This window comes from Candidatus Brocadia sinica JPN1 (assembly GCF_000949635.1).
Lineage (GTDB): Bacteria > Planctomycetota > Brocadiia > Brocadiales > Brocadiaceae > Brocadia > Brocadia sinica.
On the sequence record NZ_BAFN01000001.1, the window covers coordinates 2732917 to 2749755 of the forward strand.

The 16839-nt window shown below is 38.3% G+C and carries 19 protein-coding genes; all 19 read left to right on the plus strand.

Annotated features, from left to right (window positions below; translation table 11 throughout):
• Positions 1 to 11: 11 nt before the first annotated feature.
• The 19 genes from BROSI_RS12410 (at position 12) to flhB (ending at position 16837) form a co-directional block, all read left to right on the plus strand.
• Positions 12 to 1334 (plus strand): two-component system sensor histidine kinase NtrB, encoded by a 1323-nt coding sequence (locus BROSI_RS12410; protein WP_052564113.1) that lies wholly within the window; start codon positions 12 to 14, stop codon positions 1332 to 1334.
• A gap of 70 nt (positions 1335 to 1404) precedes the next feature.
• Positions 1405 to 2799: a sigma-54-dependent transcriptional regulator gene (locus BROSI_RS12415; protein ID WP_052565815.1), complete on the plus strand. Its 1395-nt coding sequence runs from the start codon at positions 1405 to 1407 to the stop codon at positions 2797 to 2799.
• Positions 2800 to 2939: 140 nt separating this feature from the next.
• Positions 2940 to 3317 (plus strand): flagellar basal body rod protein FlgB, encoded by a 378-nt coding sequence (gene flgB / locus BROSI_RS12420; RefSeq protein ID WP_052564114.1) that lies wholly within the window; start codon positions 2940 to 2942, stop codon positions 3315 to 3317.
• Positions 3318 to 3329: 12 nt separating this feature from the next.
• The gene (flgC, locus tag BROSI_RS12425) at positions 3330 to 3773 is read left to right on the plus strand and encodes a flagellar basal body rod protein FlgC (RefSeq protein WP_052564115.1); all 444 of its coding nucleotides are present in this window, start codon (positions 3330 to 3332) and stop codon (positions 3771 to 3773) included.
• An 11-nt stretch (positions 3774 to 3784) separates the two neighbouring features.
• Positions 3785 to 4087: a flagellar hook-basal body complex protein FliE gene (gene fliE, locus BROSI_RS12430; protein ID WP_082059200.1), complete on the plus strand. Its 303-nt coding sequence runs from the start codon at positions 3785 to 3787 to the stop codon at positions 4085 to 4087.
• Between the two features lie 422 nt (positions 4088 to 4509).
• Entirely contained in the window at positions 4510 to 6156 is a 1647-nt protein-coding gene (fliF, locus tag BROSI_RS12435; protein WP_052564116.1) for a flagellar basal-body MS-ring/collar protein FliF, read from the plus strand.
• Positions 6157 to 7179, plus strand: a complete 1023-nt coding sequence (gene fliG, locus BROSI_RS12440) for a flagellar motor switch protein FliG (protein WP_052564117.1) — start codon at positions 6157 to 6159, stop codon at positions 7177 to 7179.
• Positions 7176 to 7865 (plus strand): FliH/SctL family protein, encoded by a 690-nt coding sequence (locus BROSI_RS12445; protein WP_052564118.1) that lies wholly within the window; start codon positions 7176 to 7178, stop codon positions 7863 to 7865. The genes fliG and BROSI_RS12445 overlap by 4 nt, the downstream gene beginning before the upstream one ends.
• Positions 7846 to 9216, plus strand: coding sequence for a flagellar protein export ATPase FliI (gene fliI / locus BROSI_RS12450; RefSeq protein ID WP_052564119.1), 1371 nt, complete (start codon positions 7846 to 7848; stop codon positions 9214 to 9216). The genes BROSI_RS12445 and fliI overlap by 20 nt, the downstream gene beginning before the upstream one ends.
• Before the next feature lie 14 nt (positions 9217 to 9230).
• Positions 9231 to 9689, plus strand: a complete 459-nt coding sequence (fliJ, locus tag BROSI_RS12455; protein WP_052564120.1) for a flagellar export protein FliJ — start codon at positions 9231 to 9233, stop codon at positions 9687 to 9689.
• Positions 9690 to 9710: 21 nt separating this feature from the next.
• Entirely contained in the window at positions 9711 to 10463 is a 753-nt protein-coding gene (locus BROSI_RS12460) for a MotE family protein (protein WP_052564121.1), read from the plus strand.
• A gap of 55 nt (positions 10464 to 10518) precedes the next feature.
• Complete coding sequence (locus tag BROSI_RS12465; protein ID WP_052564122.1) at positions 10519 to 11157, plus strand: flagellar basal body-associated FliL family protein; 639 nt, start codon at positions 10519 to 10521, stop codon at positions 11155 to 11157.
• 24 nt (positions 11158 to 11181) lie between these two features.
• A complete protein-coding gene (locus BROSI_RS12470; RefSeq protein WP_052564123.1) occupies positions 11182 to 12138 on the plus strand; it encodes a flagellar motor switch protein FliM in 957 nt (318 codons plus the stop codon).
• A gap of 118 nt (positions 12139 to 12256) precedes the next feature.
• Entirely contained in the window at positions 12257 to 12634 is a 378-nt protein-coding gene (gene fliN, locus BROSI_RS12475; RefSeq protein WP_052564124.1) for a flagellar motor switch protein FliN, read from the plus strand.
• A gap of 677 nt (positions 12635 to 13311) precedes the next feature.
• Entirely contained in the window at positions 13312 to 13779 is a 468-nt protein-coding gene (locus BROSI_RS12480; protein ID WP_052564125.1) for a flagellar biosynthetic protein FliO, read from the plus strand.
• Positions 13780 to 13861: 82 nt separating this feature from the next.
• A complete protein-coding gene (fliP, locus tag BROSI_RS12485) occupies positions 13862 to 14626 on the plus strand; it encodes a flagellar type III secretion system pore protein FliP (protein ID WP_052564126.1) in 765 nt (254 codons plus the stop codon).
• Positions 14627 to 14688: 62 nt separating this feature from the next.
• Complete coding sequence (locus BROSI_RS12490; protein ID WP_052564127.1) at positions 14689 to 14958, plus strand: flagellar biosynthetic protein FliQ; 270 nt, start codon at positions 14689 to 14691, stop codon at positions 14956 to 14958.
• A gap of 18 nt (positions 14959 to 14976) precedes the next feature.
• The gene (gene fliR / locus BROSI_RS12495; RefSeq protein ID WP_157842516.1) at positions 14977 to 15747 is read left to right on the plus strand and encodes a flagellar biosynthetic protein FliR; all 771 of its coding nucleotides are present in this window, start codon (positions 14977 to 14979) and stop codon (positions 15745 to 15747) included.
• A 10-nt stretch (positions 15748 to 15757) separates the two neighbouring features.
• On the plus strand, positions 15758 to 16837 hold the full coding sequence (flhB, locus tag BROSI_RS12500; RefSeq protein ID WP_052564129.1) for a flagellar biosynthesis protein FlhB: 1080 nt from the start codon (positions 15758 to 15760) through the stop codon (positions 16835 to 16837).
• Positions 16838 to 16839 lie beyond the last annotated feature (2 nt).

The following is a 16839-nucleotide window of genomic DNA, read 5'->3' on the forward strand; positions in this document are numbered from 1 at the left end:
ACGAGATTAAAATGATGGAAAATGCATCTATAAAAGAATTCACAAAAAATCGGGATACCGAGCTTGTTGCTGCCTTTCATCTGTTTAATCAGTATACCCAGCGTCTTGAGGAAGCTTACAATCAGCTCCAAAGTAGGGTTAAAGAGATTGACAGAGAAATGGCACATACGAATAGATGTTTGAAGGACAAGGTGCAGGAGTTAGATAGTCTTACTAAGTATTTAAACAGCCTTTTAAGCAGCATTCACAGCGGTGTCATTGCGGTGAATTTAAAAGGTGAAGTGTCTACTTTGAATACGGCAGCAGAAAAAATATTAAACTTAAAGGTATCGGAAGCGATAGGAAAAAGAGTTGAGTTCATTTTCAAGAATAGTGATGGTAGTATACCGTTACTGCTATTAGCGCTTGAAAGAGGGAGGAATTGTATAGACGTAGAACGGAAGATAGAAACAAATCACGGGATGTTGAAGTGGATTGAAAGCAGTGTGTCCCTGATTAGGGATGCAAATGAAAATACGATAGGTGCAGTCGAGGTATTTAGGGATTTGTCAGAAATCAGGGAACTGGAGACGCGCCTGAGAAATGCAGATAAATTGGCCGCTGTTGGCGCTATGGCTGCATGTATTGCTCATGAAATTCGTAACCCTCTGAACGGAATAGAGGGGTTCTCCGCTTTGCTTGCAAGAGACTTCGAGGATTCAGATCCAAGAAAGAAGCTGGTAAAAAATATCATACAGGGTACAAAGAATTTAAATAAGTCGGTGACTGATCTGCTGATATTTGCCCGTCCACTCAGACTGAAATTAAGGAACAATAGTATTTCTGAGATATTGAATAAGACACTTTTCTTTGTGACAGAGGATATGAAACAAAAGGGCATTACGAACATTCTCATTCGGAAAGAATATAATTTTGACACAGACTGCTTGCGATGTGATCCCGAGAAATTGCACCAGGCTTTTTTAAATCTCTGCTTTAATGCGATCCAGTCCATGGTGCGCGGGGGTTGTTTAACGATATTTACACGCCTGGCAGAGGATGATGCACAGGGGAGTATCCAGGTAGGGATAAGGGATACAGGGGCTGGCATTGAGAAAGAAGTTGTTCATAAAATCTTTGACCCGTTTTTTACGACAAAACAAGAAGGGACTGGTTTAGGATTGGCGATCGTGAGCAGGATTATTGAGGCGCATAACGGCAAGATTTATGTTGAGAGCGTGGAGGGCAAAGGGACAACTTTTTATATTAACTTGCCAAGGAATGGTAATTTCAATACAGATATTTTCAATGATGCGAATCTGAAAAACGAAGCTTTGGTGCCGCAGCTTGTATAAAGTCACGGTCTTGTTGAAGAAAACGATGTATGTTTATTTTTTTGATTTTGACATTCTACAGGGGAATTATATGAGTGTAGAAAAGGTATTGGTTGTAGACGATGATACATTGGGTCGAGAATATCTTTGTGAAACGTTGACGAGAGGTGGGTATGATATTGTTTCAGCAAGTGATGGACAACAAGCGATAGCCAGGGTTGGCAGGGAAGGATACGATTTGATTTTTCTGGATATGAAAATGCCGGGAATGTGCGGTATGGAGGTTCTCGAAAAGGTAAAGGCTATTTCACCCGAGACCGTTGTAATTCTTATGACAGCCTATGGAACTATAGAGACTGCAGTAGAGGCAATGAAAAAAGGGGCGTATGATTACATCATTAAACCATTTTCCCCTGATCAGATAGAACGTTTAATTTCCAGAGTGAATGAGCGTCAAAAACTAATTATAGAGAATAAATATTGGAGAGCCAACTCAAATATTGACGAAAAATTGAATCCCGTCTTTAGCCGAAACTCCAGAATGTCCCAGATATATGAACAGATTAAAAAGATCGCGCAAAGCAAGGCAAGTGTTCTTATTCAAGGGGAAAGTGGTACGGGAAAGGAACTCGTTGCACGTGCGATACACTATCATAGCCATCGATGCGAAAAGCCTTTTATTCGGGTTAATTGTGCCGCTCTGGCAGAAACCCTTTTGGAAAGCGAACTTTTCGGACATGAACGTGGGGCTTATACTGGCGCCAATTCAAAACGCGTAGGGCGTTTTGAATTGGCGAATGAAGGTACTTTATTGCTTGATGAGATCAGTGAAATATCACCCAATATACAGGCTAAATTACTAAGGGTTCTTGAAGAGGAAGAGTTTGAGCGGGTAGGGGGAGAAAAGACTATAAAGATTGACGTAAGGATTGTAGCAACGACAAACAGGGACCTAATGGATGAAATTCATAAAGGTACTTTTCGTGAAGACCTTTTTTATCGTCTGAATGTTGTCCCTATCCATTTACCGTCTTTAAGGGAACGACGAGAGGATATTCCTCTGCTTGTGGACTACTATCTCAAAAAGTACAGTATAGAAAATGATGCTATAGTAAAATCTGTAGATAAGGAGACGCTAGATTATCTGTGTCAATACAATTGGCCGGGAAATGTGAGAGAATTAAAAAATGTCATACAAAGATCTGTAGTTATGGGATCATCTGAGGTACTTCAAAGAGAGCAATTTACTGGTCTTTTTATTCATCAGGATCTAAAACAAACAGAAAGTACATTGACAGCAGGAAAAGCCATTGAGGATGTAGAGAAAGACCTGATTTATAATACACTTGAAAAAACGGGTGGAAATAAAACTAAGGCTGCGGAATTGCTTAAGATCACGACGAGGACATTACGAAACAAACTCAACAGATACGATGCAGAATCTAAATCTTCTCAGGAAAGGGAAATAATTTCCTGTGTGAAATGAATATTTTACCTGTTAGCTTTCAATAAGTATTTTCGTGTGTTATATAAGATCTTGCAATTGTGCTAGTTAGGTAATGATCATGTGTTGTGGAATGGTCTAATATTGTGGCATTTGTTTTGCTCAAATTCAGGAGAATTAATATGATTACAGGCATAGACAAAAGTATTAATTTATTAGAAAAAATGTTGGATGTTTCAGCAATAAAACACAAGGTTATTGCGAACAACATTGCAAATATCAATACCCCCGGCTATAAAAAAATGGAGGTAAGCTTTGCCGAACAGCTTGAAAAAGTGATAAAAGATAATTCTATGAACAAATTCGACAGCCTTCAGCCCAAGATTGTTCTTTCAAAGGAAGACGCAAATGGAACCGTGCGGAATGATGGTAATAACGTAGATATGGATAAAGAAGTTTCTTCTTTAATGAAAAATACCCTTTCATACAATATTTATACGCAATTGCTGGCAAAAAAGATGGAGTCGTTAAAATCGGCAATTGAAAATTCTCGAATTTAAAGGAGTAATGAAATGGGAATAGATAGTATGCTTTCCATATTTGATATTAGTGGTTCTGGACTGTCTGCTGAACGGATAAGGATGAATGTAATTGCTAACAATATAGCAAACGCAAATGCTACCGATACTCCTGAGGGGGGGCCATATCGTAAAGAACAAGTGGAATTCTCCTCGGTGCTTAACAAGACGATGCAGAAGAGCGATGTTAAAGGTGCAGAGAGATTGGGTGGTGTGAAAGTTCAAAGAATTTTGAAAAGTACAGAACCGTTTAATAGGGTGTATATTCCTGGTCATCCCAAGGCAGATGCAAAAGGTTTTGTGGAGATGCCCAACGTGAGTGTTATGATGGAGATGGTAGATCTTGTCACAGCAACAAGATCATATGAGGCAAACCTTGCGGTAATAAATTCATCAAAAGATATGAATAACCGCGCCTTATCGATTATTGGAAAATAGAGGATAGATTAATGGACATTTCACCTATTAAAAATAAAGGAACCAGTCCGACAAATAAGGAGCTTGTTAGCTTGGTTGATGAGCAGGAACAAGGTCCCTCATTTCAAAGAACATTAAGCGGTTTCATAAATGAAGTAAACGACCTTCAAACAAAGGCTAATGCAAGTATTGAAAATCTTGCAACCGGAAAAGTAGAAAATGTCCATGAGGTCATGATCGCCATGGCAAAGGCGGAGGTGAGTTTTAAATTTATGATGGAAGCACGTAACAAACTTGTGGAAACTTACAAAGAAGTTATGCGCATGCAGATGTAGGTAGTATTGTAAAAATTGGCAACATGCCAGGAAAGAACATCTCGAACAAACCCCTTCGATTTATAAGCTTCTTTTCAATTGGTTCAAAACCAGATTCTGATCTCAATATTTCAATAGTAGAATGTCATTTCAAAATAATTTTTGATTCTTTCCAACAATTCAAACGTCCTGTTCATAAAGGTTGTTAAAATAATATACAGATGATTAGCGCATTGTATTGGAATTGTGGACTTCCGCATGTAGTCATTTAAATTGATCTGTATGGAGTCGTATGTTGTTAATCTGTAATATCAATTTTAATAATAAGTTAAGACTATTTTGTCTTGAGCAACTTAATAGTGTTTCTTGGTACCAAAATTGCTTTTTTCTCCGTAGACAACTAACTCGTATCAGGGGATTTGAAAATATGGAGAGAGAGGACTATGAATTTTGATTTGAAGAAAGTAATGAGTCAATTCGGAAATATCTGGAATGGAATCAGCTTTTCCCACAAATTTATTATGATTATGATGACTATGGGGTTTATAGGAAGTATGATTGGAGTAACGCAATGGGCAAGGAAGCCTGATTTCGGTTTGCTTTACGGGGAACTGAATCCAAGAGAAAGCGGAGAAATAATAGATTTCATTAAAGAGGAAAACATTCCCTACCAGATTAGTGGGAGCGGGTCTACGATCTTAATTCCTTCTGAGAAGATACATGAAGTGAGGCTAAGACTTGCAGGTAAAGGATTGCCACGGGAGGAATCTGGGTATGAGTTATTGGATAAAGTGGGTTTTGGCACGTCAGATTTCGTACAAAGGGTGAATTACCGCAGGGCGATTCAAGGAGAACTTGCAAAAACAATCAGACATTTAGATTACGTAGAATGGGCACAAGTACACATAGCTTTGCCGGAGGCTTCTCTTTTTGTAGAGGATGAAAAACAACCGACGGCCTCCGTAATTTTAAAGTTAAAAACGAAGAGTGGTGGTATTTTAAAGCCTGAGCAGGTAGTCAGTATTACCCATCTTGTCAGTTCAAGCGTTGAGGGGCTCAAACCAGAAAATGTTACTATTGCTGATACACGTGGGAATCTGCTTTCGAAGAAAGAATCATCGTTGTCAAATGCGGGTGTGAGTAATGACCAGTTAGAAGTTAAGAAAAAGATTGAGGAGTATTTTGTTGCCAAGGCCCAGGATCTGTTGGACAGGATTGTTGGAGCCGGTAAGTCTGTTGTGCGTGTAAGTGCAGAGTTGGATTTTAAACATGTAGATGAAAAACTGGTTGAATATGATCCTGAACGCAGAGTACCCAAGGTCCAGACCGTAACGACAAGGGTATCTGGTGGTGCGCCTTTTTCGGGCGGTGGTGTGCCAGGGATGCAGGCCAATCTCAATCTTTCCCAGTCGGGGATTATTCAGTCCGTAGGGTCATCGGAGGAAGAAGAGACTGCGCAAACTCAATATGAGTTGAGTAAAACGGAACGTATTATTGCCGACCACGGTGCGAACCTGAAACGCTTATCTGTGGCGGTGCTTGTGGATGGTATGTACGAAGAGCAAAAATCCGGGGATGGAAAAGTTCAAAAAATTTATATTCCCAGAAATAAAGATGATTTGACAAGAATTGCAGGGCTTGTAAAACAGGCAATTGGGATCGATGAATCCGGTAATCGTAATGATGGTTTTGAAATACAAAATGTGCAATTTTATGAACCATCTTATGAACAAGAAGAGGCTTCAATAAAAAAAGAACAACAAAAAGAATTTATATTAAAAATGGCAAAGAATGGGTCACTTGCGATTACCGTATTAGCCTTTCTGATGTTTATGCTGAGGAGTATGAAAAAACTCAGAAAGACAAATACTGTTGTAGCTCAAGATGCTCAGAACAACATTATAAAAACACGTGCGAAGAATGCGAACATGCCGGCAGAAGAAAATACATATGAGGAAGAAGAAAAAGATAGTGAGGCAAGGCATTCAAAATTACGTTCACAAATTATTCAGAATGTACGAAAAGACCCGAGTTTAACTGCCAATTCGTTAAAAAAATGGATAACTGCAGATCTCGCGGTTAGAGAATAAATGAATACTATAAATTTAACAGGAATTCAAAAAGTAGCAATCTTGTTATCAACCCTTGACGCTGATACTGCTGCGGAGGTAATTAAGGAATTTAACGAAGAGCAAATTGCGGCTGTTACTGCGGCAATGTCAGATATTGAACGTGTTGAAAAAGAACTTGTCGAAAGGGTACTCTATGATTTATCTGAAGAATTAAAGTCAAATGAAAGGATCGTCAAATATGACAACAATTCTTTCAAAAAACTTCTTGAAAAGGCCATAGGAGTACAAAAAAGTGAAGAAATCATAACAAGTGTTCAGGAAGGGACTATATTCCCTACACCTTTTTCTGCGCTCCGTGAGGCCAGCGATGAGGATGTAATACGTATTCTTGCAGGTGAACATCCGCAAACGATTGCACTTGTGCTGTCGTATGTTGATTCACAGCGTGCTGCGAAGGTTTTGTCGCAATTCCCTACGGAGTTTCAATCAGAGATCATTATGAGAATTGCTACGATGGAACCGCCCCCTACAAAGCTGCTGCTGCAAGTAAATGAAGTTGTTGTATCAAAAATAAAAAGTGATGATCGTCGCCGAAAGACGCCAGCAAAGAAAAAATATAAATTCGCTTCGGAAATTATTGGCAGTATGGATGGATCTGCTGATAAAAACGTAATTGATCAAATAAGCTACAAGAACCCAGAGCTTGCAGATGAGATTAAAAAATTACTGTTTACCTTTGAAGATGTTGTTAATGTCCAGGACGAAGCTCTAAGAAAAATTCTTACAGAGATAGACAATAATGTGATTGCACTGGCGCTAAAAACTGCCAATCCAGAGGTTGAGAAAAAATTCTTCAGCAATATGTCCAAACGTGTTGGAGACTCAGTCAGGGAAGTCAAGGATCTCTTAGGGCCGAGGCTCTTATCTGAAGTGGAATCTGCACAGCAGCAGATTGTTGAGGCGGTAAAACGACTTGAAGCAAAAGGGGAAGCTATTTTGAAAAAGAAGGGCGCTAAGGGGGGTGCTGATAAATTTGTATGAAAAACAAAAAGGTATATCTATCGCCTGATGTGAAAGGTATTTATATTTTACAATCCACTGCCAATCAAAAAAAATCTTCTCCAGAGGACTATGAGATAAAACAGGAAATGGAAGAGAAGGAAAATGAAAAAAAAAGGAAAGAGGAAGAGAACAGATTAAAGGAACTTGAAGCGGTGAAGGAAGAGGCATATGAAAAGGGAAGGCTGAATGCTGAACATGACTTTGCATTGGAAATTGAAGAACTAAGAAACGAATATGGGTCGTTGGTGACGCTATTCCGGGATGCGGTAAAACAGCTAACAGATATAAGAAAGAAAATATGGCAAGAGAGTGAAACCGAGATCATCAAACTTATTTTAACTATATCAAAAAAAATCGTGGGATACGAAATTAATACGAACGGTATTCATGTTGTAAAACATATAGTGAAGGAAGCACTTTCTAGTGTCGGTGAGAAGAAGATTGTTGCTGTTCGGCTTTCTCCTGATGATCTTAGAAAAATAAATACGCTGGAAGAAACGAAAATAATGGATCAGAGCATAAAGGTGGTGGAAGACAGTACGATTGCATCTGGTGGTTGTATCGTAGAAACAAATTTTGGAAGTGTGGAGAGTCAGATAGAGACGCGTTGGGAAGAAATTTTGAAGGCTTTTTTGGGAAATAGTAATGAGCCAACAGTGCATTGATTTTGCACGCTATCAAAAAAGATTATCTGCCGTTGTTCCGTTCAAATACACAGGCAGGGTGGTTCATGTTGCAGGTCTGGTGATTGAATCAAATGGCCCATCCGTTCCAATAGGAGATTTGTGCTATGTTCACTTAAATAATGGGCATGCGCCAGTGCCCGCGGAAGTAGTGGGCTTTAAGGCGAAAAAAATACTTCTGATGCCCATCGGTGAATTAGATAGAATCAGTCCAGGGGCAAAAGTTGTGGCGTCAGGGTCTCCTTTGATGATAAAAGTAGGAATGGATCTCATGGGGCGAGTTATCGGAGGACTTGGTGAACCAATAGACGGAAAGGGGATGATAAAGATGGAAGAGTATCGTTCCATTTATAATTCTCCGCCTGATCCATTAAAAAGAAGCAGGATAAAGGAACCACTAAGGACTGGAATACGAGTGTTAGATGGATTATTTACCTGCGGAAAAGGGCAGCGGTTGGGTATATTTGCAGGGAGTGGTGTGGGAAAGAGTACGCTGATGGGTATGATCGCAAGAAATTCTGAAGCAGATGTAAATGTGATCGCCCTCATTGGTGAACGAGGTAGAGAGGTTCGTGAATTTATTGAAAAAAGCCTCGGTGAGGAAGGTCTAAAAAAGTCTGTGGTAGTCTCTGTTACTTCTGATAAACCGGCTTTATTGCGAGTAAAAGGCGCTTATATTGCTTCTACTGTTGCTGAGTATTTCAGAGATCAGGGAATGCAGGTAATGTTATTGGTGGATTCTGTTACGCGTTTTGCAAATGCACAGAGAGAAGTAGGGTTAGCGATTGGAGAACCTCCAACATCCAAAGGCTATACACCTTCTGTCTTTGCCTTGTTACCAAAGCTTTTGGAAAGGTCTGGAACCGGATCAAGAGGAAGCATTACAGGGTTATATACTGTGTTAGTAGATGGTGATGATATGAATGAACCTATTGCTGATGCTGTCAGAGGCATTCTTGATGGACATATCGTGTTGTCGAGAATGCTGGCCAATCAAAACCATTTTCCTGCGATCGACATCCTGGAAAGTGTTAGCAGGTGTATGGACGACATTATAACGTCAGAACACAGAAAAGCAGCCAATCAGCTAAAAACAGTATATGCCACATATAAAGAATCTGAGGATATGATTAATATCGGGGCATATGCAAAAGGGGGCAACCCCAAAATAGATTTTGCCATATCGATGATTGATCGGATAAAGGATTATCTGAAACAAGATGTTACGGAGGATAGTAAGCTTCATGATACAATTGCCAGACTTGAAAATCTTTGTACAAAAAATGAGGGATTGCGGAAGAATAACGTCATTAAGGCCGAGAAAAATCAGTAATTATTTACACTGATATGAGATTCCATTTTAAATTTCAAAAATTGCTGGAAATTGAAAAATGTCGGGAAGAAGGACTCGTGAAAGAATTGAAAATTTTGCAAAAGCAATTTCATGATGAGGAAAAGTTGCTGGGATTTTTACAGTCAATTCTGACGTTGCAACAATCGGAGATGGGAAAAAAATTATGTACGCAATCTGAAGCAGGAGTGTTTGTCCTCTTTGAATCATATTTTTCAAAACTGAATCGGGATATTGTCGTACAAAGCTCTAAAGTAAAAGAGGTTTTCAAAAAAATGGATCATGTACGGGAAAAACTCTTGATTGTATTTAAGAAGAGAAAAGTCCTTGAAAAATTACGGGAACGGTATAAAAAAGAATATAAAGAGCAGGTATTACGAATAGAAAATAAGCATTTCGATGAGGTTGCTACATCCAGGTTTTTTCGCAAACGTACGAAAGAAGATATCCATTAGTCATTCCTGGAGAATGTAATTATGAGACTTCTGGTAAACAAAAAAATGATGATGTTGCCTGGCATAGGAATTGTTGTTTTTGGAATTTCTGTCATGGGTATGATTTTTATGAGAGGTTCAAAGTCTTCGCTGACAGAGCAGACGACACAAGTAACATCTCAAGATGTAAATGAAGATGATGAAACAAATATAAATCAGATTGCTACTTCTACTGTTAAGAATAAAAAGATACAAAAAGACATGAAAGAGAAATTGGTGACGAAATTGCCTGCCGTATATAAACAAAATGCAACAACAATATTTAAACCTCTTTCTTCAAGTGAGATAGCTGTAATGTTAAAGGAAATAGAGATGGAAAAAAATGAGTATAAGAAAAGGAAGGAGATGTTGGATTATAAAGAGAAAGTCTTGGAGTCATTACGTGCTGACCTGGAAGCTGAGAGAAAGGAACTCGATGCTGTCAAACAGGAATTAAATAAAATTCTCGAAGTCGTATCTACTCAAAAGGTAAAACTAAAAAAAGAAACAGTTCAGCTTGATGAGGCAGAATCAAAAAACATAAAAAAATTGGCAGCCGTATATAGTGGTATGAAACCAGAAAAAGCAGCAATGATTATTAAAGAAATGGATGAGGATACTGCCGTTAAATTACTCACAATGATGGATGGTAAAAGTTCTGGAAGAATCTTGGAGTCTGTTGATCTTACTCTTGCGGTTAAATTGAGTGAAAGATTAAAATTATTGAAGAGTGATTTTAAAAAGGGCAAAAAATAATTTTATCCTTAAAATGTTTATATGAAACCTATGAAAAAGGTAAAGGTGTGTATCTATGGCAAAGAATACGGCAAAAAGTGAAATAGAGGAAACGCTGGAGGAAAAGATCGCAGATCAGCCGACAAATAAGGGGAAAGGTAATAAAACTCTCATAATGATGGGCGGGGTCGTTCTGATCTCAGTCGGATGTGCGTTTGTATTTGTTTCAAAGGTATATCCTTCATTAATAGGAAATACACAACCAGATGTGATGGAACAAGACCAGAAACAAGCAGAAGAGACAGCAGATGAACAAACAGCGAAACTCCCTGAAATAAAGAAGGAACCAGTCTCTACATCAAAAAAGAAGGATGAAAAAGGAAAAGAGGATAAAAAAGAGGTCGCGGAAGAATCCATGATTGTACCCCTCGATACAGTCATCGTAAATCTTTGTGGTTCCGGTGGGAGACGATATCTTAAGGCTAAGATAAACCTGGAAGCAAGGGACGAAGACGTAAAAAAGAAGATCGAAGCCAGATCAGTACAAATAAAAGATCGGTTAATTTCTATCCTTTCTTCAAAAACATTGGAAGATGCTGAAGGGTTGGAAGGGCAGGAAAGCCTTCGAAGGGAAATAAAAGATGCTGTAGACGTAGTATTAAAGATGGAAGACGGGATACTGCAAGTATATTTTACAGAGTTTGTTATCCAATAATGCATCAAATCGAGGATTGATGAAATGTCAAATGCAATACTGAGCAACCAGGAAGTGGATGCACTCCTATCTGCTATAGAAAGTGGGCAAGTATTGGTTGGACAAAAGATTGAGCCCAAAAAAGACAGAAAAGTTCAACATTATGATTTCAGTCGTCCTGATAGATTTCCGAGGGAACAAAAGCGCCGATTACAGAAGATTAGTGAAGAGATGGCCAAAACGATTGGGATTACACTTTCCCGATTCCTCAGAGTTTCAGTAAATGTTGAACTTATTGCTATTGAAGAATTTAGTTACGAAGTGTTTGTGAATTCATTTACTGATCCAGTGTGTGCAAATGTTGTGAACTTAAATCCTCTCGCCGGATTTGGTTGCTTGACTGTTGATGTAGGTTTTTGTCTTGCTATTGTAGATCGAGGTTTAGGCGGACCAGGGAAAATACCACAAAAGATCAGACCCCTTACATTAATCGAAGAGTCGGTAGTGGGTGCGGTGTTATCTAATATTATAGAAGAGATAAGGCTTTGCTGGTTAAAGATGGTTCAACCAGAATGGAAGATAGAAAAGATGGATACTGATATAAAATCATTACAGATTGCGCCCCCTACTGAACTCATGATATCAATCAATTTTGCTGCAAACGGAGATCTGGGTAATGGGACAATCATTTTATGTATTCCTGTCATGAGTCTGGAAATGATAATGGTAAAATCAAAAATAGAAAAAATGAAGAGGGAAGACGAAATTGTCATTATTAAAGATGTTATGAGAGAAACAAAGTTAACTACTTCTGTGATCCTAGGAACAACCCAATTGATGTTTAATGAACTCATTCATCTGAAAGTTGGGGATGTAATAAAACTGGATAACAAGATAACAGAGGATATACGCATGGAGATTGGGGAAAAAACAAAATGTAGCGGTAAGCCAGGCGCAATCGGCAAAAAGATGGCATTTCAGGTATCGTCTGTATCTTATTAGCAGTTCAGAATTTTTGATATGGGTATCTTTTTGTTATACTTCGACTTCACTCAGCGTGAGTTCATTCCGAGCGGGGGGAATCTGATTAATTGATTGAATTACTATAAAGGGGTAAAACATGGAACAAGTAAAAGAGATTGATACAAATGAGAATACAGATGCTGAGACATCAATACAATCAGTACAGTTTAGTCAACTAAACTCCATTGCTACTGACGGTATTAAAGACGAAAGTAAGCGTAATTTAGATTTGATCCTGGACATCTCAGTGCCTGTTTCGGTTGAGCTGGGACGTACAAACATGTTGGTAAAAGATATCCTTGCTTTATCGCAAGGATCAATTGTGGAGTTAGATAAAATAGCGGGTACACCTGTTGACTTGCTCGTTCGTGGAAAACTCTTAGCACAGGGGGAAGTCGTTGTTGTAGATGAGAACTTCGGTTTGAAGATTACAAATATATGCGGTTCTGAAGAACGGGTGAGAAATTTGGGATGATCTGTTCTAATTCCGTAAGTAAATTTTTTGAATCTGAATCGTTATTTTTTGGAAATTTTCAGCTTCCTCTCCGGATGCGTTTTATTTGCCGGTCAGTTCAGTTAGCAGAACGGCTAATAATTGAGATTCACGGTTTATTTCTTCCACGATAGCTTGCAGGCACAATTATTCTCACTGTGGTTTTAAATCATTGCTATTCCTTATTTCTGGATTATTTTGTGTACCAGTTAAACATTCTCCATTAAAATCATGAATGGGGCGATTCCTTTCAACTCAACTCAACTCAACACAATTACACGGGAAAGACATTTTTCGTGTCATAACCAAACGGTCTCCACATTTCTCTGAGATTTTGTTCAAAATTTCCACAAGCAGTACAAAAAGCCTACGATAAATAATTTCTTTCAGGTATCAGAAAAAATTGGGAAAAATTGAATACTTTGCAGGTAGGGAGGTAATGTCTATTTAGTGTAATGTATATATTTATAATATATATACTTATCTTACGGATAGACGGAGATTGATTGTTTTTAAAAATTGTAAGAAATAATGAGGCATCTTATTTGCTCAAAACACAATGGCATGTTGCTTGATAATCCGGCAGATTCAGTAAACCGAAAAAAACAGAAAAATGTTTATATATTTCGTTTATCGATGCTGTCTTTGTGCGAAATAAAATGAAAAAAAAGTGCCTGCTGCTAATTTTTTCCCTATCCTTTTTTGTCTGTGACAAGGGATATTGTATAACAGAGAAACAAGGGAGTGCTACTACAGGATCTGACAGTATTGGCGTCATGTCACCTATTAATTTTCCTAAAATTACCAAATTGCTGAAATCAACGGGAATTGTAATCGTTATTATTGTAGTTACGGTTTTTATTTTACGGAAAAAATTGGGAATTAAAACGGGTATAAATGGAAGGAAGAGATACGTTCACATTGTGGATACGATATCTTTAGGATCAAAGAAGTATATTCATCTAGTTAAAGTGCCCGGTAAGGTATTGTTAATAGGTACTACCAATGAGAGGATTCAATCACTTACTGAAATAACGGAAAAAAATATTGTCGAGTCCATAGAAACAGAATCAAAAAACAACGAATTTATGAGGTTTTTTAAACGTGTTTCCACAGAACAAACATAAATTTATGTTTAAAATTTCAATCTGGTAGCTTCAAAATTGCTGCCAAAGGCAGCCGAATGTAGTGTTACGCAAGGATGATGATATGAGAAGATGGTTGATGATTTTGATCATTTGTGGAATGGCGATAAATTTTGGTTCTCTGGGTGTCGTTGAGGCTGCCGGTGAAACCTCTTTGCCGTTAAAATTAACGATGAGTATCGACAATCTGGGAAAACCCAAGGAGGTAGCCAGTACCTTAAAGATTGTCCTTTTCTTAACGGCACTCTCCTTATTGCCAGGATTATTATTAACTATGACCTCGTTTACGAGAATCATTATTGTGCTGTCTTTTGTGCGGAAGGCGCTTTCATTTCAGACACTTCCTCCGAATCAGATACTCATTGGCATTTCACTCTTTCTGACATTTTTTGTAATGGCGCCTGTATGGAAACAGGTCAATTCTGAGGCGCTTCAGCCGTATCTGAAAGAGGAGATTTCGCAGAATGAGGCATTAACGAAAGGACTCGTGCCGTTTCAAAAATTCATGCTTAAGCAGACCCGTGAGAAGGATATCGCCCTATTTATGAATATCGCAAAAATGGAAAAACCAATGTCGGTTAGGGATATTCCGATGCACATAGTAATCCCAGCCTTTATTACCAGTGAACTGAAGACTTCATTTCAGATGGGTTTCCTCCTGTTTCTCCCTTTTCTTGTGATTGATATGGTGGTTGCCTGTGTGCTGACAGCCATGGGGATGGTTATGCTTCCTCCCGCCATGATTTCAATGCCGTTTAAGTTGATTCTTTTTGTCCTGGTGGACGGCTGGCAATTGATTATACAGTCTTTGATTTCAAGCCTGGCATAAACGATCCGAATACTGAGTGCCAATTGGTATTATTTTATACATGATAATACGGAGAGTTAGTTATGACCACGGAAATAGTCGTCCATATTGGAAAAGAGTTATTACAGATAACGGTTGTTCTTATGGGACCTTTGCTTGTTGTTGCGATGGTTGTTGGTTTGATTGTCGGAATATTTCAGACAATATCGAGTATTCATGAACAAACGATTACTTTTTTACCAAAAATATTTGCTGTTATGGGAGTGTTTTTGCTGTGTTTGCCATGGATGCTGCGCATGATAACTTCTTACACCGTAAATTTATTAGGAAATTTGACCAGATATTGTCAATAAGTTTCTATGGATTATTTCTTGAATATTGTAAATGACCTGCCATTCTTTATGGCAGTTTTTTTCCGCGTGGGAGGGATGATGATTTTTGCCCCTGTTTTCGGTAATGCCAATGTCCCATTGCAAGTGCGGGTTGCTATTGCTTTGATGTTCGCCTTCATATTATACCCCAGCGTAGAGAAAAACCAGTTCATGTTGCCATCCAATATTATCCCCTATGCGTTCGTTGCCTTCAAGGAGATTGCGATTGGTGCTGTGGTTGGTTTTGCAGCCTCGGTTATATTTTCAGCCTTCACTATGGCAGGTCATTTGATAAGTAACCAAATGGGACTTGATACTGCTGCGGTTGTTGATCCAACGTCAGAGACTGGGGAGGAAGAACAGTCAATATCGATCTTTTACAACATGATTGCCATTCTTATCTTTCTTACAATTAACGGGCATCACTGGTTTATTAAAACGACAGTGCAAAGTTTCGGAATAATTCCTCTTGGGAGTTTCAAATATACCACGGTGACATTATCAAGAATACTCTCTCTGTTTAAATCTTTTTTTGTGATGGGAATTAAGATATCGGCGCCTTCATTAGTGGTTCTCATGTTAACAGTAGTTGTTCTTGGACTGATGACAAAAGTCGCGCAAGAAATTAATGTATTTATTATTGCTTTTCCTATAAAGATATTAATCGGTTTTTTAATACTCATCATAGCGCTTCCATTTGTAATTAATGCAATGAAATCTTATCTGATTCCTTTAGAACAAAGCATGATGTCGTTGTTGTCTGTTATATGAGGCTGAAAAGATGGCATTTGGTTCTGATACAGAGAAAACAGAACAACCTACCGGTAAACGTTTAAATGATGCACGAAGCAAGGGGAGTATTGCATTTAGCCAGGATTTGAACAATGCGGCTTGCTTATTGTTTGGCTTTGTATTGTTGTATGCTCTGGGTATAAGCACATATAACGGAATATGTAAAACAATGAAATTGTCTCTGGGAAATTTGGTTTGCAAAGATTTTACAGCTGATTCAGTAGTGAATGTTATCATATCTCAGGTTTATGGATTAATGAAAATACTCTCTCCCATTTTGGGTGGATTATTGCTAATTGGATTGGTTGCATCTTATCTTCAGGTAGGCATGATGTTTAATTTTGGGCTGTTGAAACCCAATCTTGACAAACTCAATATTCTATCAGGTATAAAAAATCTTTTTTCGACAAAATCATGTATAAAACTTATTTTTTCCGTGCTAAAACTTCTTCTTGTTGGCGGTGTTGCCTTTTTTTATATCAGAAAGGAGTTTTGGCATACAAACATAATAGACATTATAGACCTGAGTCTCATTGAAATATTTGGGATAAGTATAAAATTGATGTATGGACTTGCCTTGCGCGTATCGACGGCATTATTCATTTTGGCTGTTTTAGATTTCTTTTATCAAAAATGGCAGTATAAACGCAATTTGCGAATGACTAAGAATGAAGTTAAAGAAGAAAGAAAGCAGTTGGATGGCGATCCGTTGATAAAGTCGAAAATCAGATCAGTACAGCGCCAAATGGCTATGAGGCGTATGATGGCATCGATTCCCACGGCAGATGTTGTGGTAACAAACCCAACACATTATGCTGTCGCATTGAAATATGATAGCACTGCGATGAAGGCGCCCACGGTAGTTGCAAAAGGCGCAGACCTGATTGCAAAGCGCATTAAAGAGATTGCAAAGAAACATAAAATTCCGTTAGTGGAAGACAAACCACTTGCACAAACACTCTATAAAACGGTTGAAATCGGAAAAGAAATCCCACAGAAACTGTATTATGCAGTTGCAAAGGTTTTGTCTTATGTCTATCAATTGAAGAAGGGAAATCAGAGAGTATAAAC